17 protein-coding genes and 1 riboswitch are annotated in these 26407 nt (G+C 68.7%); of the genes, 12 read left to right on the top strand and 5 right to left on the bottom strand.

Annotated features, from left to right (window positions below; genetic code table 11):
- The first annotated feature begins 200 nt into the window (after window positions 1–200).
- From Q7P21_RS04675 to Q7P21_RS04705, 7 genes are all read left to right on the top strand, one after another.
- Entirely contained in the window at window positions 201–488 is a 288-nt protein-coding gene (locus Q7P21_RS04675) for a hypothetical protein (RefSeq protein ID WP_304175972.1), read from the top strand.
- On the top strand, window positions 485–4927 hold the full coding sequence (gene bcsA, locus Q7P21_RS04680; protein ID WP_304175975.1) for a UDP-forming cellulose synthase catalytic subunit: 4443 nt from the start codon (window positions 485–487) through the stop codon (window positions 4925–4927). The genes Q7P21_RS04675 and bcsA overlap by 4 nt, the downstream gene beginning before the upstream one ends.
- Window positions 4927–8781 carry a cellulose biosynthesis protein BcsC gene (locus Q7P21_RS04685; RefSeq protein WP_304175977.1) on the top strand — a complete coding sequence of 1285 codons (3855 nt, stop codon included), beginning with the start codon at window positions 4927–4929 and terminating at the stop codon, window positions 8779–8781. The genes bcsA and Q7P21_RS04685 overlap by 1 nt, the downstream gene beginning before the upstream one ends.
- Complete coding sequence (gene bcsD, locus Q7P21_RS04690; RefSeq protein ID WP_304170131.1) at window positions 8778–9251, top strand: cellulose biosynthesis protein BcsD; 474 nt, start codon at window positions 8778–8780, stop codon at window positions 9249–9251. The genes Q7P21_RS04685 and bcsD overlap by 4 nt, the downstream gene beginning before the upstream one ends.
- 91 nt (window positions 9252–9342) lie before the next feature.
- Entirely contained in the window at window positions 9343–9594 is a 252-nt protein-coding gene (locus Q7P21_RS04695; RefSeq protein WP_304170132.1) for a hypothetical protein, read from the top strand.
- 90 nt (window positions 9595–9684) lie between these two features.
- A riboswitch (glycine riboswitch) is annotated at window positions 9685–9772 on the top strand.
- A gap of 149 nt (window positions 9773–9921) precedes the next feature.
- The gene (gene glyA, locus Q7P21_RS04700; RefSeq protein WP_304175979.1) at window positions 9922–11214 is read left to right on the top strand and encodes a serine hydroxymethyltransferase; all 1293 of its coding nucleotides are present in this window, start codon (window positions 9922–9924) and stop codon (window positions 11212–11214) included.
- Between the two features lie 175 nt (window positions 11215–11389).
- A complete protein-coding gene (locus Q7P21_RS04705; RefSeq protein WP_304175981.1) occupies window positions 11390–11752 on the top strand; it encodes a hypothetical protein in 363 nt (120 codons plus the stop codon).
- 218 nt (window positions 11753–11970) lie between these two features.
- Here Q7P21_RS04705 and Q7P21_RS04710 read toward each other — a convergent pair whose 3' ends face one another.
- Together Q7P21_RS04710 and Q7P21_RS04715 are read right to left on the bottom strand one after the other, a co-directional pair.
- The gene (locus Q7P21_RS04710) at window positions 11971–14433 is read right to left on the bottom strand and encodes a zinc-dependent metalloprotease (RefSeq protein ID WP_304175983.1); all 2463 of its coding nucleotides are present in this window, start codon (window positions 14431–14433) and stop codon (window positions 11971–11973) included.
- Window positions 14434–14523: 90 nt separating this feature from the next.
- Window positions 14524–17367 (bottom strand): TonB-dependent siderophore receptor, encoded by a 2844-nt coding sequence (locus tag Q7P21_RS04715; RefSeq protein ID WP_304175985.1) that lies wholly within the window; start codon window positions 17365–17367, stop codon window positions 14524–14526.
- 456 nt (window positions 17368–17823) lie between these two features.
- On the opposite strand from Q7P21_RS04715, the gene Q7P21_RS04720 reads away from it, so the two are divergent.
- Entirely contained in the window at window positions 17824–18327 is a 504-nt protein-coding gene (locus Q7P21_RS04720) for an Lrp/AsnC family transcriptional regulator (protein ID WP_304168918.1), read from the top strand.
- Window positions 18328–18423: 96 nt separating this feature from the next.
- Here Q7P21_RS04720 and Q7P21_RS04725 read toward each other — a convergent pair whose 3' ends face one another.
- Entirely contained in the window at window positions 18424–20019 is a 1596-nt protein-coding gene (locus Q7P21_RS04725; protein WP_304175987.1) for an amidohydrolase, read from the bottom strand.
- 360 nt (window positions 20020–20379) lie between these two features.
- Here Q7P21_RS04725 and Q7P21_RS04730 point away from each other — a divergent pair, with 360 nt between their 5' ends.
- The 4 genes from Q7P21_RS04730 to Q7P21_RS04745 all read left to right on the top strand — a co-directional run bounded on the left by Q7P21_RS04730 (window position 20380) and on the right by Q7P21_RS04745 (window position 24582).
- Window positions 20380–21165 carry an SDR family oxidoreductase gene (locus Q7P21_RS04730; protein WP_304175989.1) on the top strand — a complete coding sequence of 262 codons (786 nt, stop codon included), beginning with the start codon at window positions 20380–20382 and terminating at the stop codon, window positions 21163–21165.
- Window positions 21166–21196: 31 nt separating this feature from the next.
- A complete protein-coding gene (locus tag Q7P21_RS04735) occupies window positions 21197–22798 on the top strand; it encodes a GMC family oxidoreductase (RefSeq protein ID WP_304175991.1) in 1602 nt (533 codons plus the stop codon).
- Between the two features lie 82 nt (window positions 22799–22880).
- Complete coding sequence (locus Q7P21_RS04740; protein WP_304168910.1) at window positions 22881–24023, top strand: zinc-binding dehydrogenase; 1143 nt, start codon at window positions 22881–22883, stop codon at window positions 24021–24023.
- Window positions 24024–24060: 37 nt separating this feature from the next.
- Entirely contained in the window at window positions 24061–24582 is a 522-nt protein-coding gene (locus tag Q7P21_RS04745; protein ID WP_304175992.1) for a molybdenum cofactor guanylyltransferase, read from the top strand.
- On the opposite strand, the gene Q7P21_RS04750 is transcribed toward Q7P21_RS04745, so the two are convergent.
- Complete coding sequence (locus tag Q7P21_RS04750) at window positions 24579–25277, bottom strand: sulfite exporter TauE/SafE family protein (protein ID WP_304168905.1); 699 nt, start codon at window positions 25275–25277, stop codon at window positions 24579–24581. The two genes, Q7P21_RS04745 and Q7P21_RS04750, sit on opposite strands and share 4 nt — an antisense overlap.
- Window positions 25278–25337: 60 nt before the next feature.
- Window positions 25338–26372 (bottom strand): metallophosphoesterase, encoded by a 1035-nt coding sequence (locus Q7P21_RS04755; protein WP_304175995.1) that lies wholly within the window; start codon window positions 26370–26372, stop codon window positions 25338–25340.
- Between the last annotated feature and the right edge of the window lie 35 nt (window positions 26373–26407).

Here is a 26407-nt window from a genome sequence, read left to right on the forward strand (position 1 = left end):
GGCGTCAAAAGTAGAAGTTTGTTCGAATTCTGTCGGCCAGATGAACAGCCACCACAGGTTTGGGTCAGAGCCGTTCAGTTAACGGTTTGTGTGACTGGGGGACGGTCAACTCAAACCAAGAAACGGGTCTGAAGCCCGCCTCCCGGCCAGCCGGCCGCTTTCCGCAATCGCGCGGGGGCGTCCCGGGGGGACGACGGGACATGACCGACATAGAATCCTTCAAGCGTCGCACAGGCGTGACGCTCGACTACCGGCAGTTCGACATCGACGCGCTCGCGCCGGCGCCGATCCTCCAGGCTCCGCCTGCCGAGGTTCCGGCCGTCGATCCCGCACCGCCGGCGCCGCCCGGCCCGGTCGCGGCGCCGCCACCGCCGGCTCCCGCCACCCCGCCCGCCTCGGGCTTCAGCCGCTACGCCTACACCCCGGCCCGTCCGACAGGGACCGGAACGCCCCTCGCTGATCTCTTCAGAAGGCTTGAACGCAAATGAGCGTCGCCACGTTCGCCGCCCGCAATCTGCGGCGCGCCACCCACACCCTGTCGCCGGCCCTGGCCGGGCCCGCCATCCTGGCCGGCGCCCTGCTGCTCACCGTCACCGCCGTGGTCACCCTGGACCTTCGCGGCCAGCTGATCTTCGGCGCAGCCGCCTTCCTGGCCTGCCTGGCCCTGGCCCGCAGTAAGGCGCCGCTGATCACCCTTATGCTGGCCTTCATCTCGGTCGCCATGGGGACCCGATACCTCTGGTGGCGGACCACCGAGACCCTGCACTTCCACGGGCCACTGTCGGCGGTGCTGGGGACCGGGCTCTATCTGGCCGAGGTCTATGCCTGGATCGTCATGATCTTCGGCTTTCTGCAATGCGTGCACCCGTTGGAGCGGCAGGTGCGCCCGCTGGTCGGCGCGCCCGAGACCTGGCCCACGGTCGACATCTATATCCCGACCTATAACGAGAGCCTCGACATCGTTCAGGACACGGTGCTGGCGGCGCTGACCATCGACTATCCGCCGGAGCGCCGGCGCATCCATCTGCTGGACGACGGGCGCCGCGCCGAGTTCCGCGCCTTCGCCGAGGCGGTCGGGGTGAACTACATCACCCGACCCGACAACCTGCACGCCAAGGCCGGCAATCTGAACAACGCCATGCGCCAGACCAATGGCGAGCTGATCTGCATCTTCGACGCCGATCACGTGGCGACGCGGGCCTTCCTGCAGATGACGCTGGGCTGGTTCCAGGCCGACCCGCGGCTCGCCCTCCTGCAGACCCCGCACTATTTCTACTCGCCCGACCCGATCCAGCGGAACGTGTTCGCGGTGAAGGACATCCCCGGCGAAGGCGACCTGTTCTACGGCGTCGTCCAGCCCGGCAACGACTTCTGGAACGCGGCCTTCTTCTGCGGTTCCTGCGCCGTGCTGCGCCGCTCGGCCATCGCCAGCGTCGGCGGCTTCGCCGGCGAGACGGTCACCGAGGACGCCCACACCGCGCTCAAGATGCAGAAGCGCGGCTGGAACACCGCCTATCTGAACCTGCGGCTCGCCGCCGGCCTGGCCACCGAGCGCCTGTCCATCCATGTGGGCCAGCGGGCCCGCTGGGCGCGCGGCATGACCCAGATCTTCCGGATCGACAATCCGCTGTTCGGCGGCCAACTGACCCTGTCGCAACGGCTCTGCTACCTGGCCGCCATGACCCACTTCCAGTTCGGCCTGCCCAGGATTGTGTTCCTGACCGCGCCTCTGGCCTACCTGCTGTTCAACCAGCAGATCGTCGCCGCCCCGGCCATCGTCATCGCCGCCTATGCCGCGCCGCACCTGCTGATCTCGGTGGTGGTCAATGAGCGCCTGCACGGCCGCGACCGCCGCGCCTTCTGGGGCGAGGTCTATGAAACCTTGCTGGCCTTCCACCTGGTCGCCCCGGCCCTGCTGCCGCTGATCGATCCCAAGCGCGGCAAGTTCAATGTGACCGACAAGGGCGGGCTGCTGCGCGAGGGCTTCTTCGACGTCCGCATCCTGACCCCGCTGCTGATCGCCGCCGCCCTGCTGATCGCCGGCATCGCGCACGGGCTGTTCAAGTCGATGTTCGGCCACGTGGCCGCCTCGGAGGTGCAGACCGCCGCGCTCAACATCGGCTGGTCGATCTTCAACCTCTTGATCGTGTTCACCGCCATCTCGGTGGGCCGCGAAAGCCGCCAGGTCCGCAATGCGGTCCGGGTGGAGGCCGACATGCAGGCCAAGCTGATCTATGAGGACGGCTCGGTGGCCCTGGGCGTCAGCCGCGACATCTCCATGGGCGGGGTGGCGATCGTCACCCGCGAGCCGGCCCGCGCCGGCGCCATCGAGGCGGTCGAGCTGCCCAGCGGCGCGCGTCGTGTCCGCTTCCCGGTCAAGTTGGCCGGCCGTGAGGGCCTGCGCACCCGGCTGCAGTTCCGCACCATGCACCTGGACCAGCGCCGCGAGCTGGTGCGGGTGGTGCTGGGCCGCGCCGACGCCTGGCCCCTGCCCGACTCCAAGCCGCACTGGACCGCGGCGCAGTCCTTCGTCGACCTCTGCCGCGCCAGCCTCTCGGTGCTGCTGTGGCGCAACGCCCGGCCGGCCGGCCGGCGCGACGGACGGTTCACCCGCAAGGGACGCCGCCCCGCCATGGCCCTGAGCCTGGTTGGCGCGACCCTGGCGCTCGGCGGCCTGGCGGCGATCGCTACCCCTGTCCGGGCCATCGCCGCCCCCGCCGCGAACCCGGCCCCGCCACCGGCCGCCCAGGCGCCCAGCGGCGTCTACAAGGTCAATCTGTCGCTGAAGGACCTCGGCTCGGACTATCCGCTCAGCCTGCGCGGCGTCGAGGGCGAGGCCGGCGTGCCCTTCGAGCTGCGCCCCGACGAGGTGGTGGTCGGCGCGACCCTGCACCTGCGCATGGCCTATTCGCCCCAGCTCTTGCAGGACCTCAGCCACATGGTGGTGGCCCTCAACAACGAGGTGATCGCCAACATCCAGCTGACGCCTGACCGCTCCGGCGGGGTCACCATCGACCTGCCGATCGATCCCGGCCTGTTCCACGCCACCAACCGGCTGAACCTGAGGTTCATCGGCCACTACACCCGCGACTGCGAGGATCCGCTGCACTCGACCCTGTGGGCCGATGTCAGCAATGTCCGCTCGAACCTCGAGCTGAACCTGCAGCGCGTGCCTGGCGCCCCGGACCTCAACCGCCTGCCGGCGCCCTTCCTGAACCTGACCGACCCGCGTCCGCCCCTGGTGCAGATGGTCTATGCCAGCACGCCGTCGAACCAGGAGCTGCAGGCCGGCGCCGCCATCGCCTCTTATTTCGGCGTCCAGGCCAATCTGCGGCCGCTGAAGTTCGCGGTGCGCGTGGGCCAGATTCCCGCCGGCGACCCCGTCGTCCTCGGCCGGGCCGGTGAGACGGTCGGCGGGGTGACCCTGCCTGACCTGGACGGACCGCGGATCACCCTGGCGCGCAATCCGTCCGACCCCTTCGGCGTGATGCTGCTGGTCTCCGGCCGCAACGACGCCGAGATCCTGACCGCCGCGCGCGGCCTGGCCCAATCGGCGCGGGCGATGAGCGGCGCCAGCACCCAGATCTCGCCACTGACCGGCGGCGCCCGCCCGGCCTATGACGCCCCCCGCTGGGCCCAGACCGGTCGGTCGGTGCGGCTGGGCGAGTTCGTGGACCCGCTGGCCCTGCAAGGGGTGGGCCTGCGCCCCGGCACCCTGTCGGCCAATCTGCGGGTGGCGCCGGACCTGTTCCTGTGGCCGGGCACCTCGGCCCGCCTGGACCTGGGCTATCGCTATCCCCGCGGCGAGTGGGTCGACTATCGGACCTCGCGGCTCGATGTCTCGCTGAACGACCGCTATCTGGGCTCTCTGCCCCTGCGTCCCTCGACCCTGGCCGACAAGGCCGAGCAGATCGTGGGCCCGGGCCTGGCGCTGCGGAAAGCCAAGGTCGACCTGCCGGCCTATGACCTCTTCGCTCGCAACCGGCTGGGCTTCTATTACGACCTGCGGGTGGACAAGCGCGGCGCCTGCGCCGGCGAAGTCCCCGGTGACGTCCACGCCAATATCGACCCGGACAGCCGTATCGACCTGACCGGCGGCTATCACTTCGCCCGGTTCCCGGAACTGGCCAGCTTCGCCAGCGCCGGCTTCCCCTTCAGCCGTCACTCTGACCTGTCGGAGACCTCGGTCATCCTGCCGGCCGACCCGACGACCTCGGAGATCGAGACCCTGTTCGCGGTCATGTCGCGGACCGGGGCCTCCACCGGCGCCCCGGTGACGGCGGTCAAGGTGATCCGGGCCGGTGAAGCCACCGACCTGGCCGGCCGCGACGTGCTGGTGATCGGCCCAGTTGGCCTGTCCCAGACCCTGCCCGACCTGTTCGCCGGCGCGCCGGTGACGGCCAATGGCGGCGACATCCGGGTCGTGACCTCGGCGCGGCTGCTGGATCGGGTCTTCACCCGCTTCGGACCGGCCGGACCCGGCGTGCGCTGGCTGACCAGCGGCGATGACCGCGCCAACCAGGCCAGAGACGCCCAGGCCGGCATGGTCAGCGCCAACGGCTTCACGGGTCTCGCCAGCTGGATATCCCCCATCGACCGCAAGCGGGTGGTGGTGGCGGTCCTGGCCAGCCAGCCCGGCGATCTGCCGCAGCTGATCTATGGACTGGATGACCCCCAGAGGGCCGCCCAGACCCATGGCGACCTGGCGATCGCCGGCCCCAACGGCGTCTCGGCCTATCAGGTCGGCGACACCGCCTGGATCGGCAAGCTGCCGGGTCCGGTGGCCGCCCTCTGGTGGCTGCACCTGCATCCCATGGCGCTCGCGGCCGGCGCCCTCGTCCTGGCCCTGCTCCTCGCCCTGCTGGTCTCGCGCGCCCTCAACGTCCGCGCCCGCCGCCGGCTGAACCCTGAATTCGGAGATCTGTGATGTCCGTGCGCACTGCCCTACCCGCGACAGCCGTCGCCGCCCTGGCGAGCGCCATCGCCGCCCAGGCCCAGGCCGAACCCGTTGTCCGCCTGCCGGACACCGGCAGCTCGACCGCCGACCTGCCGATCCGCACCGCGCCGCCGGAAGTGACCGCCGATGGTCACGCCCAGGCGGTCGTCTCCCCGGTCGAGGCCCTGATCCGTCAGGCCCAGGCCTGGCGGCGGCAGGGGCGGACCGACCAGGCCCAGGCCACGCTGCAACGGGCGCTTGCCCTGTCGCCGAACCATCCGGACGTGCTCTACGCTCTGGCCGATCTGGCCCGGGGCCGGGGCGACCAGATGTCGGCGGCGGTCTGGGCCGGGCGGCTGAGCGCCGCCCATCCCCACGATCCGCGCCTGGCCGGCCTGGCGAAACTGGATGCGCCAGCGCAGACCTCGCACGCCTTGGTCCCCGCTGCCGCCGCGCCCGCCGCCCCGGCGCGGACAGCCCAGGCGCCGGAGCTCAAGGGAGCTTCGACCCACAGGACCGCTGTGGCCGCCACCACCGACACCCCGCCGGTGGTCCGCGCCGCGCCCCCGGCGCCGGTCAAGGCCACGGACCGCAACGCCGAACTGCGCACAGCCGGCTTCAACGCCCTGCAGTCCGGCGATCTCAGCGAAGCCGAGGGCCTGTTCCAACAGGCCCTGAAGGCCGCCCCCGGCGACCGCGACGCGGCCGGCGGCCTGGGCGTCGTGCGACTGAAGCAGCAGCGGTTCGCCGCCGCCCGGGACCTCCTGACCCAGGCCTCGCAAGGCGCGGGAGCCGCCAGCTGGAAGGAGGCGCGCGACGCCGCCAACTTCTTCGCCGACCTGCAACAGGCCTCCATGGCCCGCGACGCCGGCAAGCTCGCCGAGGCGGAGGCCCGGGCTCGCAAGCTGACCAACCGGCCCCAGGCCTATCGGATCGAAGCCCAGCTGTTCCTGGGCGACATCCTGGCCAGCGCCCACCGCTCGGCGGAGGCCGAAGCGGCCTTCCGCGCAGCCCTGTCGCTGGCCCCCAACCGGGACGAGGCCCGCATGGGCCTGGCGCTGGCCCTGATCGACCAGAACAAGGCCGACCAGGCCGAGACCCTGATCCACGATATCCCCGACAGCGCCGCCGCCCGGTCCCTGACCGGCCGGATCGAACGGGCCCGGGCCACGCGCCTGACCCAGGCCGGGGACACCTTCGGGGCAGGGTCGGCCCTGGCCTCGGCCCTGAACGCCGATCCGTCCGACCCGTGGACACGCTACGACTACGCCAAGTTCCTGGCCGCCAATGGCGACCGGGGCCAGGCCGCCGCCGTGGTCGCCCCGCTGTCGGCGCCCGACGCCAATGTCGAGGCCCTGTCGGCCGGGGCGCTCTACGCCGCCTCGCAGAACCGGCTGACCGAGGCCGCCGCCCTGGTGCGGCGGATCCCGGAGAGCCGCCGGTCGAAGGACATCGTGGCGCTCAGCCGCCGGCTGTCGACCGACGGAACGATCCAGGAGGCCAAGCGGCTGGCCGACCAGGGGCTGTCGACCCGGGCGGTGATCCTGCTGCGCGGCCAGCTGGCCAATGGCGGGCTCGACTTCGGGGCCCAGTCGCGAGTGGCCCAGGCGCTCTATGACCTGGGCGACACCTATCAGGCCGGGGCGCTGGCGCTCCAGGCGGCCCAGTCGCCGCTGCCGGCCGGAGCCCATCCCGGCGACGCCGCCGGCTTCGTGGAGGTGCTGGGCGCGGCCGGCCAGGACGAGGCGGCCGAACAGCTGCTCTCCACCCTGCAGGCCCGGGCGGCCAGCGCCGACGACCAGACCGCCTTCACCGGCCTGATGACCGGCTATGCGATCCGCAAGGCCGACCGCCAGCGCACCGGCGGCGACTATGCCGGCGCCTTCGACACCCTGTCGGCGGCCTTCTCTGCGGCGCCCAACGATATCGGCCTGATGTCGGCCCTGGCGCGGCTGTGCCAGGCCGGCGGACTGCACGCCCAGGCGACCCAGGTCTATGACGCCCTGGTCGCACGCCAGCCGAATGACGTGGGCGTCCTGCTCGACGCCACCCGCGCGGCCATCGACGCCCAGGACTATCCCCGCGCCCAGGCCCGCCTGCAGCACGCCCTGCAGCTCGCGCCGCGCAAGGCCGAGCTCTATTTCGAGCTGGGCCGGATGGAGAAGGCCAGGGGCAATGACCGCGCCGCCGAGAAGGCGTTCCGCATCGCCGCCAGCCTGGCCAATGGTCCGGCGGCGGCGCCCGTGGGCCCGACCGGCGCCCCGGCGCTGTTCCGGGCGGGCGGGGGGCTCGGCCCCAATCCGTTCGGCGGCGCCCGGACCAGTGACAGCGTTGCCAGCTTTGGCCCTGGCCTGAGCCAGGGCTTTGGACCGGCCGGATTCTCGCAAACCGCGCCCACGCCCATGGGGCTGAACTTCGCCCCGGCGGCGCCGACCCAGGGCCAGGCCTTCTCCACCGCCTATGTTCCGCCCGGCGCGCCCACCCGAAGCGCTCCGTTCCAGGCGGCGCAGTTCCAGGGTGCTCAATTCCAGGGCGCTCAATTCCAAGGCCTGACGCCCCAACCCGCCGCCACGCCCCCGCGCGGCGTGTTCTCTGCGGCGATCGCCGCCCTGACCCCCAGCTTCCTGGCCCCGGCCTCGACCGGGTTTGGCGGGGCGCCCATGGCCCTGCCGGCCAACACCCCGCTGAACCAGCAGATCAACCAGGAGCTCTCGGCCCTGGAAGAGGACCACGCCATCGCCGTGCAAGGCGAAATCGAGGTCCGGGCCCGCAGCGGCGACGCCGGCTCCAGCCGGATGACCGAGGTGACGACCGGGGCCACGATCTCAGGGCCCGCCTTCGGCGGACGGCTCTCGGCCTCGATCACCCCCACCGCGCTGCGGGCCGGGACCTCCGCCGGCCTGGTGTCGGCAGAGGTCGGCACCGGCTCATTGGCGGTCGCCGCCGGCAAGATCCTGTCGCCGCCGGTGCAGATCACGGCCAAGTCGGTGCAGCCCGCCGCCTCCGGCGTCGGCTTCGATGTCGGCTACAAGTCCGAGCACTTCGCCGGCGATGTCGGCGTGACCCCGGTGGGCTTCGGCCAGACCAAGGTCATTGGCGGGGTGCAGTGGACCCCCAGCCTGGGCGCCACCACCCTGAAGTTCGGATTGGAGCGGCGGTCGGTCACCGACAGCGTCTTGTCCTATGCCGGCATGAAGGACGCCTATACCGGCCAGACCTGGGGCGGGGTGACCCGTGACCAGGTGACGGTGGGCGCCAGCTATGATCGCGGCCACGGGGTCGGGGCCTATGCCGAGGGTTCGATGAAGCGGCTGACCGGCCACGGGGTCGCCGACAACTCGGCCTATGAGATCAATCTGGGCGGCTATGTCACCGCCTATCAGAGCGAGCACAGCAATCTGCGGCTGGGGGTCAACGTCAACACCCAGGCCTATGACAAGAACCTGCGCCACTTCAGCCTGGGCCAGGGCGGCTATTTCAGCCCGCAGCAATATGTCAGCCTGAGCTTCCCGGTCAGCTACGCCCTGTCGGGAGACAAGTGGAAGTGGGACGTGAAGATCGCGCCCGGCTTCCAGTCCTATAGCGAGGATCCGTCGCTGGTCTTCCCGACCAACCCGGCCCTGCAGGGCAAGCTGGCCGCCGCCACCATCTATTCCACCGAGGTCCAGGCCTTCCACCAGGGCAACAGCCGCTCAGGCTTTGGCATCTCCGGCGAGGCCAAGGCGGAATACCAGATCAGTCCTTCGGCTTCGATCGGGGGCAAGGCCTCGCTCGACACCTTCGGCCAGTACAATGAATTCAAACTCGGGGTCTTCCTGCGCAAGACCTTTGGAGGACCGCAATGACCCAGTCGAACGACACCGTGATCTCCTATTACGCCGACCGCCAGGTCTCCGCCCAATGGCGCGGAACCCTGGCGGCCATCGCCGCCGAGCTGTTCGAGAATGTCGGCGTCGAGCCGGCCCGGGGTTTCCTGCGCCAGACCGGCCTGAGGCTGGCGGCGAGCTCGCCGCTGGGAACCACCGAGACCCTCGAGGGATTCCAGGTCGCCGCCAACCAGGCGCTCGCCGCCATGGACTGGGGCCTGGTCGCGCTGAGCGACGCCGGCGAGGCGGTGATGATCCGCCACGAGGCAGGCCCCTGGCGGATCAGCGAGGATGCGTCCGGCGCCTGGCCCGCCGCCTTCGCCGCCCTGCTGGAGGGACTCTATACCGGCTGGCTGCGAGCCCAGGGGGCGGGCGAGGTCCTGGCCGCCCGGATCGACCTGGAGGCCTCGGAACAGGCGGTGGTGCTGCGGTTCGCCAAGGCGGCCTGAGGGAAGCCGGAACGAACTGTCACGCTCATTAAGGTCCGGGATACCGATTCAGCGCCAACTCCCGTTTCCACCCACCCGGTTGATTCGAGATATGCGGCGTTCCACTCCCAAGGCCTTCGACCATGGCGCCGCCCTGCGCGTGCCCGGGCCCGAGGACTCGCGCAGCTGGCGGGCCCTGCAAACCTGGCTGGGCGAGTGCGGAGCGATGATCGATCCGAGCGGCCTGGTGCAGGTGGCGACGCCTCTGGGCCAGGAGGTGGCGCGGCCCGGCGACTGGATCGTGCTGTCGGTCAGCGGTGACTTCCACGTCGCCCGGACGCGTGGCCAGGCCTACGACGCCTAGGATTCGCGCAACCGAGCGTGAAGTCCGCGCGATCACGGCGCCATCGAGGATAGGGGTTTGACAGGGCCCGAGAGCGCGCTCAAGCCTCACCGTGCTGACACGGGAGAGCCTGGCGAAAGCCAGCGCCGAAGGAGCAACCGCCCCGGAATCTCTCAGGCAAACGGACCGTTCAGCTACGGACTTCTGGAAAGAGGCGCAGCCGCGCCCGCCGACGGGATAACGATCTCAGGCAAGACAGACAGAAGGGGCGCAACCGGCTGATCGTTCAGCCCAGAGGTTCGCGCGTGCCTTCGATGTCGTCGAAGGCCGAAACATCGGAGAGAGCAGATGTCGGAGTTCTTTGACCGCCGCCTGGAGGGCGACGTCGTCATCGCCCAGGCGCTCGCCGCCGAACTGGCCCGACAGCAGGGCGGGATCGAGCTGATCGCGTCGGAGAACATAGTCTCGCCCGCGGTGATGGCCGCGCAAGGGTCGGTCCTGACCAACAAGTACGCGGAGGGCTATCCCGGCAAGCGCTACTATGGCGGCTGCGAGCAGGCCGATGTGGTGGAGGCCCAGGCCATCACCCGGGCTATGGCCCTGTTCGGGTGCGGCTTCGCCAATGTCCAACCGCACTCCGGCGCCCAGGCCAATGGGGCGGTGATGATGGCGCTCCTGAAGCCCGGCGACACGATCCTGGGCATGTCGCTCGACGCCGGCGGCCACCTGACTCACGGCGCCAAGCCGACCCTGTCCGGGAAATGGTTCAAGGCTGTACAATATGGCGTAAAGCCCGAAGACGGGTTGATCGACTATGAGGCCGTCGGGGTGCTGGCCCGGGAGCATCGGCCCAAGCTGATCATCGCCGGCGGCTCGGCCATTCCGCGCCAGATCGACTTCGCCAGGTTCCGCGCCATCGCCGACGAGGTCGGCGCCCGGCTGATGGTCGACATGGCCCATATCGCCGGCCTGGTGGCGGGCGGCGCCCATCCGAGCCCCTTCCCCCACGCCCACGTGGTGACCTCGACCACCCACAAGACCCTGCGGGGCCCGCGCGGCGGCCTGATCCTGACCGATGACGAGGGGCTGGCGAAGAAGCTGAATTCGGCGGTGTTCCCCGGCCTGCAGGGCGGCCCCCTGATGCATGTGATCGCCGCCAAGGCCGTGGCCTTTGGCGAGGCCCTGCGCCCGGACTTCAAGGCCTATGCGGCCCAGGTGGTCGCCAACGCCCAGGCCCTGGGCGAGGCCCTGATGGATCGGGGCTTCAGCCTGGTCACCGGCGGCACCGACACCCACCTGATCCTCCTGGACCTGCGCGGCCGGGGCCTGACCGGCCGCGACGCCGAGGACGCGCTCGGCCGGGTGGGCCTGACCTGCAACAAGAACGGCGTACCCTTCGACCCCCTGCCCCCGGCCCTGACCAGCGGTGTCCGGTTCGGCAGCCCGGCCGGAACCACGCGCGGCTTCAGCGCGGTGGAATTCCACCAGATCGGCGAACTGATCGCCGATGTGCTGGACGGCTTCATCGCCAACCCGGCCGACAACAGCGCGGCCGAGGGTCTGGCGCGGGCGGAGGTGGCCAGGCTGGCGGCGGCCTTCCCGATCTATGCGGGGCTGGCGAGGCTGGCGCAGGAGGTGTAGGGGCGACCCACGTGGCGAACAGGAGGCTGTCCGTACGGTTCGATCCCGCGCAATGCGAAGCCTATGTCCTTCGCGAAGGGCTGGGCTGATTGCATACCTCAGGCCTGGATGTCAGTCTGAGAACAACGCAACGCTGCATTTGAAGACGCACGACACAACGGCTCGGCAGGTTCTCATGACGGACGTCAATCAGCGCAGGAAGAACAAAAGGCCTGTAAATCAGCGTTACAAGCCCGAAGAATACAATAACGGGTTCGTTCCGGAGACCGGGAAGCAGCGACCTATTGGCAGGATCGGGAAGACGGATTTTCTTGATAAGTCGATGCACTCATGGAGCGGCGTCGCACCGATAAGTGGCCTGCGGTTCCAGGCGGGGATTCGGAACGATTTCACCAACGGACATCGGGGCATGGCGCGCTCGGTTAAGGGCGCCAAGAAATTCGTCCGCACCCGCGTCCGCTTTCACGAGAACGCGGAAACGAAACGCCTAGCAGAGCAGGCCCAGATCTTCTCGGACGGCGAACCACACGACGATTGAGACAGCGTCGACTTACCAGACGGTGTGACCTGCAGATCGGCGGATAGTCAGCAGCCGGCTTGATGGCCCTGCCAAACGGAAGCCGATCGCAGGAGAGATCCTAGCAGACTTGGGGGTTCCGTGGCGCTTCGGTCCACCTAAGAGCTGAACGGGTTCGGCCCCGGACGCGCAAACGTCCGAGGCCGAGGTCTTCCTGCCGGGAGCTTCGGGCGGGAAATCTAGAGGTCGTCCATCCAGTCGGTCTCGGCGCCGATCGGCATGCCGGGCGGGACGGCGGGCGCGCGGGGCGTCTTGGCCAGTTCCTTCTCCAGCAGGGCGTCGTCGGTGAGGATGTGGGCGAGGCTGCGGCTCCAGGCGCCATCAGGTCCGGGCCCGCCCTTGGCGAACTGGTCGGCCAGGGTGGTCAGGCGCGCATTGATCGCGGCGGCGACGTCGGGCGATGCATCCGGATCACGGGCGGCCTCGGCCAGCGCCATCACCGCGCGATAGGCGATGCGGCGGCTGAGATCGGTCTTGCGGGTCTCCACCGTCGCCGTCAGCACCTTGTCCACCAGTTCATCAAGGCCCAGGGCCCCTGGGTCGCGGCGATGCTGCTCGAAGACCCGGGTCAGACGTGGGGGCGCCAGGAGTGTGTCGAGCGTCACCTGGGCCCCCACGTCGGCCGCTGCCAGCGGATCGAAGGCTGCGGCGCCGGCATTGGCGAAGACTTCGATATCGGACTGTCGGTCCGAGGCGCCGTTGATCCCCGCCGACAGCAGGCCGACGAGGCCATCGGGAACCTCAAGCTGATCGGCGGACAGGGTCCCCAACAGGGCGTCGAGAGCGGCGCGCTGGGTCGCCGGCGCAACGGGCTTGGCCGGTGGAGTTCCATCGCCCTGCACCGCGTAGACATAGTCCACCCCGCCGACCATCTTGGCCGTCGCGTCGACCTGGTAGCGGTGCAGCAGCCAGATCGGCACGAAGCGGCGGCGCAGATCGGCCACCGGCTCATGCGGCAACAAGACGTTCTGGCCGAAGCGGGCGATGGCGGCCTTGCGCACCGCCATCAGCCGGGTGAGCTCGGCGGCCGGGTCTGGGCCATTGTCCCACATGCTGCCCCAGGGATTGGGGGTGTCGGGCGCGCGGCCGTCGATGTCGGTGATGAAGCGCACGCCGGCGGCGACCGAGGCCTCGGCCTTCTCGCGCGCCGCTGCATCCGGATCGACGCCGGGAGCGGCCTGGCCATAGAGCCAGTCGACGGTGAACTTGTCCCAACTGCCGATGTCGCGGGCATAGGCGTCGGTGAGATCCGGCGCGCCATTGACCAGGCCGATCTTCGGGCCCGGATAGTCCATGACCGAGGCGCGGCCCTGGGTGCTGGCGGCGAAGTTGTGGACGAAGCCCAGGGAATGGCCGACCTCGTGGGCGCCGAGTTGGCGCAGCCGGGCCAGGGTCACCTCGACCGGGTCATTGGGGCCGCCCTTGCCGAGCTTGTCGGTCCCGACCAGGCCCTCGAAGATGATCATGTCCTGGCGGGAGCGCAGCGAGCCCAGCACCACATTGCCCTTGATGATCTCGCCGGTGCGGGGATCGGTGATCACCTGGCCATAGGACCAGCCCCGCGTGGCGCGGTTACTCCAGTTGACGAAATTGTAGCGGACATCCAGCGGGTCGACGCCGGGCGGCAGCACCTTGGCCTGGAACCCGTCGATGAACCCGGCCGCGTCGAAGGCCTGGGCCCACCAGCCGACCCCCTCCACCAGGGCCGAGCGGATCGGCTCGGGCGCGGCGGGATCGATGTAGAAGATGATCGGCTTCTTGACCTTGGAGCGCGGGGCGCTGGGGTCGACCTTCTCGAGCCGGAAACGGTTGGCGAGCTGGTAGACGACGTTCTGGGTGAGAGGTGTGCCGAAGTCGACGATCTGGTTGGCGAAGCCGCCGGCCCGGGGGTCGAAGCGGCGGGCCACATAGCCGGGCTCCGGCAGGCGGACCAGGGAGTGGTGGACCACGAAGCTGATCTGGCGCGGATCGGGCGCCAGGCTGTTCACCTCGCCGGCCGGGGTGTCCGACTGGTAGGTCTGCAGGGCCTCCATCTCGATATTGTCGGGGAAGACCTTCACGGCGCCGAGATCGGCGGCGCTGAGATTGTCGGCGACCTTGAAGCCCTTGGCGCCGCCCTGGGCCAGTTCCTGGCCGATGCCGATCACGTCGCGGGTCAGGAAGGGAGCGATGTCGATGGTCACCCGCCCGTCCGCCTCGGCCTGGACGATGTCGCCCATCCAGACCGTGGTGATCGGGAAGCTGTCGCGGGCCGAGGCCTGCTCGGCCGGGGTTCCGCCGGTGGCGCGGAACCGGGGGTTCTCGAACTGGATGGCGATCTTCTTGCCGTAGCGGCGGAAGACCAGCAGGCGGCTGGGCCCCAGCATGCCGCGATCGAGCCGCATGTTGGGCGAGCCGATGCCCGTGCGCAGGCTGGTGGAATAGATGAACCGCCCGGAGACGCCGTCCGCCCCCGGCGCCGGCAAGGTCACCAGGATCCTGCCCGTGGCGATATCGGCGCGAACCGGCAAGAGGCCGGTCATCAAGGGCGCGGTGGAGGCTGGGGCGGGGGGCGGCGGCGGAGCCTCAGCCAGGGCCGGCGCGGCGATCAGGGCCGTCGAGGCCAGCAGGGCGCGCAGCGCAGCGCTCAATCCACGTGTCATCGAATCTCCCCCGGGGACGCTTATTTTCGAACCTAGATACAACCGCCCCGGCGTTTTCACACCGGGGCGGGCCGTCACGCTCCTCGGGGCCTAGAATTCCATCCGCACGCCGACCCGGAACACGCGTCCGAGCACGTCGTAGAGGCTGCGGTTGGTCTGCAGATAACCCACGGTGTTTTCCGCCCCGAGGTTGTTCGGGTTGGAGGTCAGCACCGGGTCCTTGTTGAAGATGTTCTTGATCGAGATATAGGCCTCGCCGCTCACGTCCTTGATGTCGAAGGCGTAGGAGGCGGAGACGTCGAAATAGGTCGCGCCGTCGATGTGATTGTTATTGATGGTGTAATAGGGCGCGACGCTGGCCGGGCAGCTGGTCGTGCACTCGGTGTAGGCATTGCTGACCACGCCCGAGCTGACGCCGCGCGCCGTGACGTTGAGGGTCCACGGATCGAGCTTGTAGAGGGCCGACAGGCGGTAGATCCAGTCCGGCGTGCTGCCTGCGTTGGAGCCCGCCAGGTCGATGTGTGTCACCCCATCGTCGGTGACGTTCTCCATATAGTGGGTGCCCTGGGCGCGCAGGCTCAGGTCGCCTTTCAGCGGCTCATAGAGGTCCTCGAGGTGCACGCGGTAGGAGGCCTCGACGTCCAGGCCCCGGGCGATCAGCTTGTTGAGGTTGGCGTAGTAGAGGTTGATCGTGCTGAGGGTGGAGCCCGTATAGACCAGCTGGCTGCAGTAGCTGGTGACCTTGTTGATGTAGCAATAGTCGGCCACCTGCTGGGCGGTGACGAAGCTGATCACCCCGGCGACCTGGATGTCGTAATAGTCGACCGAGGCCTGGAAGCCGGGCAGGAAGCGCGGCTTGACCACCACGCCCACGCCGTAGCCATCGGCCACTTCCGGCTGGGCGTTGGGATTGCCCTGCAGGTTCTGGACGAAGGCGGTCGAGACGCCGTTGATGCTGACCGAGTTCGAGCGCGCGGTGCCGGTGTCGTAGAGCTCGCTCATATTGGCGGCGCGGATGTCACGCGACTTGGAGGCGCGGAAGGTGATGTCGTCGATCGGCGTATAGGTGACGCCGGCCTTCCAGGTGGTGACCCCGCCGGAGGTCGAATAGTCGGTGTAGCGGGCGGCGCCGTTGAAATCCAAGCCCTTGAGGATCGGGACCAGGACTTCGACATAGGCTTCCTTGACGTCGTACTCGCCCTTGGTGACCTTGAAGTTGCCGTACTTCCAGCCGCTGGCCTGGTACTGGGTCGGCACGAAGCCGCCCATCTGTTCCTTGCGATACTCGGCGCCGACCGCCAGCGAGATCGGACCAGCCCAGCCCTGGAGGCTGTTGGTGCGGAAGTTGATCGCGGTGACGTCCTGCTTGAAGTCCTGGTCGCGATAGGGGGTGCCCAGCACATAGGCGAGCGCCGCCGCGCTGGCGACGCCCGTGCCGAACCGGTTCAGGGGCACGCAGCCATTGGTCGGGTTGGTCAGGGTGGAGCGGCAGACGATCGCCCCGGTGGCGGGATTGACCACCGCGTCGGTGGCCAGGGCCAGGCGCGCCGTGTTCCAGGTGGCGGTCAGCGACTCGTGGGTCTGGGTCTCGCCGTGCTGGTAGTAGCCGTCCCAGTCGACGGCCAGGCCGAAGGCGTCGAAGTCGCCCTTGGCGCCGACCACATAGCGCTGGGTCTCACGCTCCATGGCGCTGCCCGAGGCCGGCATGTCGGCGTTGCTGGTCCCCATGGTGAAGGACTTCAGGCCCAGCGTGGTCATCTGGGTCTTGATCGAGGTCGGCAGATAGGCGTTGTCGGCCTGGATGACGATGCCGGTCTGGGTCGGGTTGATGTAGTAGCTGAGGCCCTTGTACTTGGCGTAGGAGCCTTGGGCGAACACCTCGACATGGTCGGTCAGATCGTAGCTGACGCGGCCGAAGACGCTGTCGCGATCCTCATCCGGCGCCAGGCTGTTGGTGCCGTTCATGCCCGAGGACGAATATTTCCAGTCGCCGCCGATCATCCACTGGCCGGAGACCTGGCCATAGGCCAGCTGGTTCACCGCGCCATTGACGCCGAAATAGGTCCCCTTCAGCGCGCCGGCGGTGATCAGGCCGCCGGGCGTATAGGACGAGATCCCGACATTGTGGGAGACCACGTAATAGGGCAGGCCCGCCGTCGTGGTGTCGGGGTTGCGGATGGCGAAATAGCCGGACTTGTTCCAGTCGCGGCTGTAATAGTGGATGCCTTCCTGGCGGACCCGTTCAGCGCTGAACAACACGTGGCCGCGCTTGTCGGCGAAGCCGCCGCCCGCGGTGATGTTGAACTTCGAGTTCGGGTTGTCGCCATAGGTGGTCTCGCCGTATTCGGCGGTGGCTTTGACCCCGGTATAGGCCTTGTCGAGGATGAAGTTGACCACCCCGCCCACGGCGTCGGAGCCATAGGCCGAGGAGGCGCCCCCGGTCACCACTTCAACGCGGCTGATCAGGGCCTGAGGGAAAGTGTTGGTGTCCACCTGGCCGGTGGAGGCAGAGACCACCGAGCGCTGGCCATCGAACAGCACCAGGGTGCGGCCAGTGCCGAGCGAGCGCAGGTTGAGGGCGCTGATCCCCGCCGCGCCATTGCTGAGGCTGCCGGAAGAATTGGACGCCGTCGTGCTGCCCGCCACGGATGGCAGGGTGTTCACGAAGTCGGCGATGTTGGCCGGCGCGGCGGCCTTGATTTCCTCCGTGCCCAGCACGTTGACCGGGGTCGGGGCGTCATAGCCATCTCGCACCACGCGCGAACCGGTGACCAACACCTCCTCGACCACAGCCTCGCCCTTGCCAGCCGCCGCATCCGCGGCTTCGGCGGCGGTGGCTGCGTGGGTGGAGGCCAGCAGCGCCGCAAGGCTCGCCGTCGCGAGAGCGTAGCGCCGGACGCTGGTTGTCCGCCTCAGGTTTGTTGACTGTCGCATGATTTTCCCCGGCTGCTTGTTCGTCAGTAAAGGCGGATTTCAGCCGCCCGTTTCGCGTCGCCCCGTCCCCGCAAGAAAGACAAAGCGACCCCTCGCGCGCCGGAAGACCGACACGCTGCGTGTTGAATTCAATCTCGATGTTTCGCCTGTCTGCTCCGTACTCGGACGGATCAGTCGACGTCCCCGCCACGGCGCACCCGCATCTGCTGCGTCTACAGCCCGGCGTCGCGCCCCTGTTTGTCTCCACCCCCGTGGACCGCCCGGACAGAGCGGCGTAGACCTGTGCGCACGATGTGCGCTTGCGGGGCAGAGGGCGTCTTTTTGTAGAACGCCGCCCAATTCCTGCCCGCCACAAACCCACCTTAATCGGGCGTAGAAATTCGACTTGCGGAAAGCGGGTTTTCAGCGCCGGAAATGCATTTCTGCCGCCGATTTATGCACGGAGTTGGAAGTTCAATGTCGAAATCCGAACAGCTCGACCTGGATGACGTGGATTATCGGATCCTGAAGGAGCTCTGTGCGGATGGGCGAGCGTCAGACGTCTGGCTGGGGGAGAAAATCAACCTCTCCTCGACCGCGGTGGCCCGCAGACGCAAGAGCCTGGAGGAGCGCCAGGCGGTGCTCAGCTATTCGGCGAATCTCAATCTGCCGATGCTCGGCTACAGCGTGGTCGTGTTCGTCGCCATCGAGCTGAGCTCTCAGGCGGAGAAGGCGTTGAACGAGTTTGAGCGCGAGGTGGTGAAGTGCCCCTCGGTCTCCTATTGCGGCTTTGTCTCAGGCGACACCGACTTCCTGATCATGCTGAACGTCGAGTCCTTCGAGGACTATGACCGGGTCTATCGGCGCGAGTTGTCCACCCTGCCCCACGTGGCCAAGATCAGGTCCAGCTTCGTGATGCGCGAGGTGGCGCGACGCTCGACCCCGCCCGTCGTGTTCCAGGACAAGACCACGCCCGGCTGAGGCGTCGCCCAGAATCAGTTCGGGGAGACGCTCGCACGCCTCCCCGAACCCAGTCCGCGCCCAAGGGGATGGAAACGCGGAAGCTTTTCGCGCCCCCTACTTCACGTTCCCGTTGGGATACTGGATGCCGAGCTGCTCCAGATAGGTCCCGTATTTCTTGGGGTTGTAGTAGAAGGGCTCCATCTTCGGGCGCATCTTGGCCATGATATCGGTGTTCAGCCAGATGGCGGGCTTATCGTCTTTGGTCAGCACCGGATCGTACTTGGTGTCCTTCAGCTGTACGTTCTGGAAGTAGTCCTTGGCGTCGGCGACCAGCTTCGGCGTGGTCATGACATCGAGGACGGTCAGGGCCACGGCCTTGGCGCCCACCACCACACCTTTGTGAGCGATCGGGGTGGCCATCGCCATGGCCGAGGTCACGTTGTGGCCGATGGCGCCGGGGATGTTCGAGGGATAGCGGATGGTGATGGTCGGCACGGTCCACATCACATCGCCGATGTCGTCAGAGCCACCGCCCATGGAGGGGCCGCGGCCATCGGGCGTTGAGAGCGGAGAGACCTCAGTGGCCAGGGGTTCAGGCTTGAAATGCTGGGCGGTCTGGACCCGCTTGGCGAAGGTCTTGTCGTCCTCGCTCCACTGCGGCATGCCGATCGCCTTGATATTGGCGTAGGCGGCCTCGGCCAGGGGCTTGTTCGAATAGTTCGGGGCCGCATAGCCCAGGACGTGGTGCTCGACCGTGGTGTCCGTCGCCATGGCGGCGGCTTCCGAGATCTTGTTGCCAAGCTGGTAGAGGTCGCGGATCGACTGGAAGTTCTGTTCACGGAAATAGTACCAGACCGAGGCGATCCCCGGCACGACATTGGGCTGGCCGCCGCCATTGGTGATCACATAGTGCGAGCGCTGGGTCAGCGGCAGATGTTCGCGGCGGAAGTTCCAGGCGGTGTCCATGATCTCGACCGCGTCGAGCGCGCTGCGGCCGTCCCAGGGGTCGCCGGCCGCGTGGGCGGTCTTGCCGTGGAAGGTGTATTCAACCGACACCATGCCGTTGTTGCCGCCCGGGCCCCAGCCCGTCGAGAAGTCCTTGGACACGTGGGCGAAGATCGAGGCGTCGACGCCGTTGAACACGCCGTCACGGGCATAGAAGGCCTTGGTCGCCAGGAGTTCCTCGGCGACGCCCGGCCACAGCATGATGCGGCCCGGGATGTGGTTCTTCTCCATCACGTCCTTAGCCGCCAGCGCCGCGACGATCATCATCGGCATGCCGGAATTGTGGCCCTCACCGTGCCCCGGCGCGCCATCGACCATCGGCTTGATGTCCGGAATGCCGGGATATTGCGACAGGCCCAAGAGGTCGTCGATGTCGCTGCCCAGGGCGACCAGCGGGCCCCCCGTCCCCCAGGTGGCGGTCCAGGCGGTGGGGATGCCGGCCACGCCACGAGTGATCTTGAAGCCGTTCTTCTCCAGCACGCCGGTCAGATATTCCGAGGTGCGGAACTCCTGGAAGCCGGGCTCGGAATAGGAGAACACCTGGTCCACCATCTCCTGGACCATCTTGGTGTGGGAATCGACATTGGCGATGGCCGCAGCCTTCATGGCCGGGCTGGTCTCGGCCTGGGCCGACACCGCCGGCAGCGCCAGGGCCGAGGCCAGCAGCAGGGCCGTCAGCGACCGGGTCTTAGCTTTGCTTCTCATTCGATTCCCCACGGGTGTTGAAATGCGCCGGCGCGCCATTCCCCGACCGACGCCCAATGCAGTCAAATCAGATGGCGATTTGATAACGCCGGTTTTCGTCTTGAAATCGGATATCCACGATGAAAACCACTCGTCTTTGGCGAAGTCATCATGACAATCCGCGCGTGTAAACGGCATCGCACATAAAATCGTCGGATGGCCGGAATTGACCGATCTCCAAGCGATTCCGCGACGGAAGCTGCTTCTTTGCTGGTCGCACCGGCGCGCGGAAGACGAGGGTTGCGCCCGGGCGGAGGGGCCCCTAACCCATCGCCCAAGCATGCCGCCGCGCGCGGCGGCTGGGCGCAGGGAGGCGCGAACATGGAACTCAAGGACAAGGTCGTCGTGGTCACCGGCGGGGCCGATGGCATAGGCGCGGCGCTCGCCCGACGTTTCGCCCGCGAAGGCGCCCGTCACGTCGCCGTGGTTGATCGCAATATCGAAGGCGCCCGCAAGGTCGCGGCCGAGTTTGGCGGAACCGCCTATCAGACCGACGTCTCGGACGGCGCTGCGGTGGCCGCCATGGTTGCGGCGGTCGAGGCCGACCAGGGCCATATCGACTTGTTCTGCTCCAATGCCGGGGTCGGAGACGGGGATCCGGATCGCAACAACGCGGTGTCCTCCCCCGATCCGGTCTGGGCCAGGGCCTGGGGCGTCAATGTCATGGCCCACGTCCATGCCGCCCGCGCGGTGTTGCCGGGCATGGTCGCGCGTGGCGAGGGCTATCTGCTCAACACCGTCTCGGCGGCCGGCCTGCTGTCGCAGATCGGCGGGGCGGTCTATTCGACCACCAAGCACGCGGCCATCGGCCTGGCCGAGAGCCTGGCCATCACCCATGGCGACCAGGGCATCAAGGTCTCGGTGCTGTGCCCGCAAGGGGTCGACACCGCCATGCTGCGGGCCGGCGGATCTGGCTCGCCCCAGAGCCTGGACGGGGTGCTGACCCCCGACGAAGCCGCCGAGCATGTGGTCCAGGGCCTGGCGGCGGAAAAGTTCCTGATCCTGCCCCACCCCGAGGTCCTGACCTACATGCAGCGCAAGACCGCCGACTATGACCGGTGGCTGGGCGGCATGCGCCGGCTGCGCGCCAAGGTGATGGGCGGCTGACCGGCGGCGGCTGAACGGGCCGGCGCCCGCCATGTCCGAGACCTTTGACGTCATCATCGTGGGCGCCGGGTCGGCCGGCTGCGTGCTGGCCAATCGGCTGTCGGCCGATCCATCGCGCCGCGTGCTGGTGCTGGAGGCCGGCGGGCAGGACGACTGGATCTGGTTCCATATCCCCGTCGGCTACCTGTTCTCGATCGGCGATCCGCGCGCCGACTGGATGTTCAAGACCGAGCCGACGGCGGGCCTGGCCGGGCGCAGCCTGGCCTATCCGCGCGGCAAGGTGATCGGCGGCTCCTCGGCGATCAACGCCATGATCTATATGCGCGGTCAGGCGGCGGACTATGACAGCTGGCGCCAGCGCGGCCTCGCCGGCTGGGGGTGGGACGATGTCCTGCCGCTGTTCCTGGCCCAGGAAGACCACATCGCCCCGCCCGGCCCGCTGCATCGCTCCGGCGGCGAATGGCGGGTGGAGCATCCGCGCATGCGCTGGGAGGTGCTGGACGCCTTCGCCCAGGCTGCGGCCCTCGAGGGCATTCCCCAGGTTCCCGACTTCAATGGCGGCGACAATTTCGGCTGTGGCTATTTCCAGGTGAACCAGAAGGCCGGACGACGCTGGAGCGCGGCGGCGGGCTTCCTGAAGCCGGTCCTGAAGCGGCCCAATCTGAAGCTGGAGACCCACGCCCGGGTCAGCCGGGTGATCCTCGAGAACGGCCGGGCGGTAGGGGTCACCTGGACCCGCGGCGGCCAGAGCTTCGAGGCGCGGACCACCGGCGAGGTGGTGCTGGCGGCCGGCGCGGTGGCGACGCCGCAGCTGCTGGAACTGTCCGGCATCGGCGACGGCGCGCGGCTGCAGGCTCTGGGGATCGAGACCCAGCGCCACCTGCCGGGCGTCGGCGAAAATCTACAGGATCACCTGCAGATCCGGCCCTATTTCGGGGTGACCGGCGTCCCGACCATGAACGAGCTCTATGCCTCCTGGTGGCGCAGGCCGCTGATGGCCCTGGAATACGCGGCCTTCCGGCGCGGACCCATGTCCATGGCCCCCTCGCAGATGGGCGCCTTCGCGCGCTCCTCGCCCGACCATGCGACGCCCAATGTGCAGTTCCACGTCCAGCCCCTGTCGCTGGACCGGTTCGGCGAGCCGCTGCATGCCTTCCCCGCCGTGACCATCAGCGTCTGCAATCTGCGGCCGACCAGCCGGGGATCGATCCATGCGACGAGCCCGGATCACCAGGCCGCGCCGATGATCCAGCCCGACTATCTGTCGACACCCGAGGATGAACGGGTGGCCATCGAGTCCATGCGCCTGGTCCGACGCATCGTGGCCCAGCCGCCGCTGCAGAGGTTCGCGCCCCAGGAACGGCGGCCCGGCGATCAGGCCCAGTCCGACGCCGAGCTGCTGAACGCCGCCCGCGCGCTCGGGACCACCATCTTCCACCCGGTCGGCACGGCCAGGATGGGCCTGGCCTCCGACCCCCAGGCCGTGGTCGACGCGCGGCTACGGGTGCATGGGATCGCGGGCCTGAGGATCGCAGACGCCTCGATCATGCCGGCCATCACCTCGGGCAACACCAATTCACCGACCATGATGATCGCCGAGAAGGCCGCGCGGATGATGATCGCCGACCGCTGATCGCACACAGCCATTGCCCCGCGCCTTGCGCCGGGCTTCTGTGCCGCCCAACTCAACACAACAACTTTCGAGGAGACGCCACATGGACAATCAGGGCACGGGCCTGCAGCTGCGCTCGCTGGTCAAATCAAGCGGAGAGCTTGAGCTTTCCCTGGCGCGGGTTCCGATCCCCGAGCCGGGCCCCGACGACGTGCTGGTGCGCATCGAGGGCTCGCCGATCAACCCGTCCGACCTCGGCCTGCTGCTGGGTCCGGCGGACCTGTCCACCGTGAAGGTCTCTGGAACCGCAGAGAGCCCGGTGGTCACCGCCGCCATTCCGCCCGCCTTCATGCGGGCCATGGGCGCGCGGGTCGACGAGTCCATGCCGGTCGGCAATGAAGGCGCGGGCGTGGTGATCGCCGCCGGCGCCTCCCCGGCCGCCCAGGCCCTGCTGGGCAAGACCGTCGCCCTGCTGGGCGGCGCCATGTACGCCCAGTTCCGGGTCGTGAAGGCCGCCGACGTCCTGCTGTTGCCGGAGGGCGCAACCGCCCGCGACGGGGCCTCCTGCTTCGTCAATCCGCTGACCGCGCTGGGCATGGTCGAGACCATGCGCCGGGAGGGCCACACCGCGCTCGTTCATACCGCCGCAGCCTCCAACCTCGGCCAGATGCTGAACAAGATCTGCCTGATGGACGGGGTGGCCCTGGTCAATGTGGTCCGCAGCCCGGAACAGGCCGCCCTGCTGGCCGGCATCGGCGCCAAGCACGTGGTCGATTCCACTTCCGCCAACTTCATGGAGGAGCTGACCGACGCCCTGGTCGAGACCGGCGCGACCCTGGCCTTCGACGCCATCGGCGGCGGTAAGCTGGCCGGCCAGATTCTGACCGCCATGGAGATCGCGGCCAACCGCAAGATGACCGAGTACAGCCGCTATGGCTCGACGACCTACAAGCAGGTCTACATCTATGGCGGGCTGGACACCCGGATCACCGAGCTGTCGCGCGGCTTCGGCATGTCCTGGGGCCTGGGCGGCTGGCTGCTCACCCCGTTCCTGATGAAGATCGGGGCGGCCGAGGCCGGCAAGCTGCGCCAGCGGGTGGCCGACGAGTTGAAGACCACCTTCGCCAGTCACTATTCGCACGAGATCTCCCTGGCCGAGGCCCTGAACCCGGAGATCATCGCCGGCTATAACCGCCGCGCCACGGGCGAGAAGTACCTGATCAACCCGGCCAAGGGCCTGGCCTAGATCCTTGGCGCCAGCTGATCCTCTCCGTCTTGGCGTCGTGATCCTCACCGGCGGGGCCTCCCGCCGGATGGGGACCGACAAGGCCGCCCAGCTCTGGGGCGGTCGTCGGGCGGTGGATCGGCTGGCGGATCTCTCCCGGACCCTGGGCGCGATCTCCATCGTCAGCGCCGGCGACGGGGACTATGGCCTGCCCCGCGCACCCGATCCCGCGCCTCAGAGCGGGCCGGTTGCGGGCGTGCTGGCGGGGGCTGCGGCCCTGGGCCCGGACATCGACCGGGTGCTGGTGCTGGCGGTCGACGCACCTACCCTGCGGGCTTCCGACCTCGGCCCGCTGCTGGCGGCGGCGGGGCCTGGGGCGAACTATGAGGGCCTGCCCCTGCCGATGGTCCTCGCCCCGGCCGCCCTCCCCGCTGAGGCGGAGAACGACTGGCCCCTGCGCCGACTGGTCGAGCGCGCCGGGCTGAGCCAAATCCCGGTCGGCCCCGAGGCCCAGGCGCGGATCCGCGGCGCCAACACGCCGGAGGAGCGTGATCACCTGCTGAGGGACGATCCGGCCTAGGTCCCCAGCACACGAGCGCAGAGGGCGACGACTCCGCCCATAGGCCAGACCAGGGTGGCCCCGCCAATGGCGATCATCACCCCGCCGATAGCGCGACGGGTCCAGGGCGCCTGGGAGATTTTCGGCAACCAGGACACGCCCAGGGCCACGGCGACCACCGAGGGCGTGACGCCCAGGCCGAACCCCAGCATGACCAGACCGCCGCTCAGCGCTGTTCCAGACAGCATGGCGTAGAGCAGGGCCGAATAGACCATGCCGCAGGGCAGCAGCCCCCAGACCAGTCCGGCCACGCCGGCGGCCAGGCGACGTCCGCCCCGCCGTGCGGTCCAGGCCCAGCGGCGCAAGGGCGCGAAGGCGCGGTCGAACACCGAGGGCGGCGGGGCCAGGCCCAGCATCGACAGCCCCACCCAGGCCAGGCCCGCAGCCCCGACCCTTTGCAGGATGAAGAAGCCGCCCTGGCGATCCAGCAGGCCATAGACCCCCGCGCCCAGGGCGCCCAGCAGGGCGCCAGCGGTCACATAGGCAAGCGTCTTGCCGGCCTGGGCCGCCGCCAGGGCCTCCGCCCTGTCGCGCGCGCCACCGGAGCCGGCGAAGGTCAGGGTGAGGGACGAGGCGATGGCGCCACACATGCCGGCGCAGTGCAGCGAGCTGGCCAGGCCCAGCAGCAGTCCGCCCAGGAAGGTGATCGGGTTCATGGCGCGTCCTTCGCCTCCCCCTCTAGTGATCGCGCCGTCGCCTGCCGACCATGACCTGGGTCAAGGCGTCGGGCAGCGCAGCCCCCCGTGGTCCAGGCACAGGGCTTCGCCGCCGGCCGGGACATGGCCGGTCTTGTCCAGCACGCCCTCCAGCTTGAGATTGGCGATGTCGGGCCCGTGGTCGGTCATGGTGATCCACATGATGTGGTCCATGGCGCCCTGGGACCCGTCGAAGGCCCGCTCACCGCCGGTGGTGCCCAGCATGATGTAGTCGGCGCCGTTCCGCTGGGCGTAGCCATAGCGGTGCAAGTGACCGTTGAGGATGGTGTAGGGCCGGCCCTTCAGCGCCGCCTCGATGCGGCCCAGGCCCTTGTCGCCCGGCCGCGCATAGACCGGCTTGTGCATCAGGGCGATGGTCCAGCGCACCTTGGGGTGAGCCGCGATCAGCTTCTCGAAATAGGCGCTCTGCTCAGGCCCGATCTCGCCGGTCCTGGCCTCTTGCAGGGAGGCATAGGGCAGCTTGGCGGCGGCGGCCGGATCAGTCTTCCGCAGGCTGAGGAAGTCGGCGCGGGCGTGGTAGATTTCCTGCATCCGCGCGGCCGGATAGTCCTCGGTGTCCAGCACCATGAACAGCACGTCGCGATAGACGAAGCCGTAATAGCGGGCGCCATAGCGCGCCTCCCAGACCTTGCGCTGGGTCAGGTTGGTCATGTCGTGATTGCCGGCCACGTGGAAGAACGGGGCCGGGGCCTTGGCGGCCAGGGCGTCGAAGGCGTCCCACTCGCGGTTCAACAGGGCCGCGTCTTCCGAACCTCCCTCGATCATGTCGCCGACGGTCATGATGAAGGCCGGGTGCAGCAGGGCGAGGTCTGCCACGGCGACATCGAAGACACCGGGGCGATAGCCGGACTCCAGGTCGGAGACGACGGCGAAGCTGAAGGTCTGGGGCGCGTCGTCGAAGCGCTCATGGGTCCAGGGCTTGGGCCCGGCCGGCAGGGTGGCCTTGAATGGCGGCGCGGCCAGGCTGGGCCCCGCCGCCAGGCCCAGTCCGATCACCGCCAGGATCGCCGCCGCATACCGCCTGAACCCAGCCATGGCTCTCTCCCTGTCCGGGCTGCATCCTGAGCCAA

Origin of the sequence: Phenylobacterium aquaticum (assembly GCF_947378715.1) — a bacterium.
Classification (GTDB): Bacteria; Pseudomonadota; Alphaproteobacteria; order Caulobacterales; family Caulobacteraceae; genus Phenylobacterium; species Phenylobacterium aquaticum_A.

Excerpts from the sequence above, each read along its gene's own strand:
- Q7P21_RS04675 (WP_304175972.1), top strand. The coding sequence starts at position 201 with ATGACCGACATAGAATCCTTCAAGCGTCGCACAGGCGTGACGCTCGAC.
- bcsA (WP_304175975.1), top strand. The coding sequence starts at position 485 with ATGAGCGTCGCCACGTTCGCCGCCCGCAATCTGCGGCGCGCCACCCAC.
- Q7P21_RS04685 (WP_304175977.1), top strand. The coding sequence starts at position 4,927 with ATGTCCGTGCGCACTGCCCTACCCGCGACAGCCGTCGCCGCCCTGGCG.
- bcsD (WP_304170131.1), top strand. The coding sequence starts at position 8,778 with ATGACCCAGTCGAACGACACCGTGATCTCCTATTACGCCGACCGCCAG.
- Q7P21_RS04695 (WP_304170132.1), top strand. The coding sequence starts at position 9,343 with ATGCGGCGTTCCACTCCCAAGGCCTTCGACCATGGCGCCGCCCTGCGC.
- glyA (WP_304175979.1), top strand. The coding sequence starts at position 9,922 with ATGTCGGAGTTCTTTGACCGCCGCCTGGAGGGCGACGTCGTCATCGCC.
- Q7P21_RS04705 (WP_304175981.1), top strand. The coding sequence starts at position 11,390 with ATGACGGACGTCAATCAGCGCAGGAAGAACAAAAGGCCTGTAAATCAG.
- Q7P21_RS04710 (WP_304175983.1), bottom strand. The coding sequence starts at position 14,433 with ATGACACGTGGATTGAGCGCTGCGCTGCGCGCCCTGCTGGCCTCGACG.
- Q7P21_RS04715 (WP_304175985.1), bottom strand. The coding sequence starts at position 17,367 with ATGCGACAGTCAACAAACCTGAGGCGGACAACCAGCGTCCGGCGCTAC.
- Q7P21_RS04720 (WP_304168918.1), top strand. The coding sequence starts at position 17,824 with ATGTCGAAATCCGAACAGCTCGACCTGGATGACGTGGATTATCGGATC.
- Q7P21_RS04725 (WP_304175987.1), bottom strand. The coding sequence starts at position 20,019 with ATGAGAAGCAAAGCTAAGACCCGGTCGCTGACGGCCCTGCTGCTGGCC.
- Q7P21_RS04730 (WP_304175989.1), top strand. The coding sequence starts at position 20,380 with ATGGAACTCAAGGACAAGGTCGTCGTGGTCACCGGCGGGGCCGATGGC.
- Q7P21_RS04735 (WP_304175991.1), top strand. The coding sequence starts at position 21,197 with ATGTCCGAGACCTTTGACGTCATCATCGTGGGCGCCGGGTCGGCCGGC.
- Q7P21_RS04740 (WP_304168910.1), top strand. The coding sequence starts at position 22,881 with ATGGACAATCAGGGCACGGGCCTGCAGCTGCGCTCGCTGGTCAAATCA.
- Q7P21_RS04750 (WP_304168905.1), bottom strand. The coding sequence starts at position 25,277 with ATGAACCCGATCACCTTCCTGGGCGGACTGCTGCTGGGCCTGGCCAGC.
- Q7P21_RS04755 (WP_304175995.1), bottom strand. The coding sequence starts at position 26,372 with ATGGCTGGGTTCAGGCGGTATGCGGCGGCGATCCTGGCGGTGATCGGA.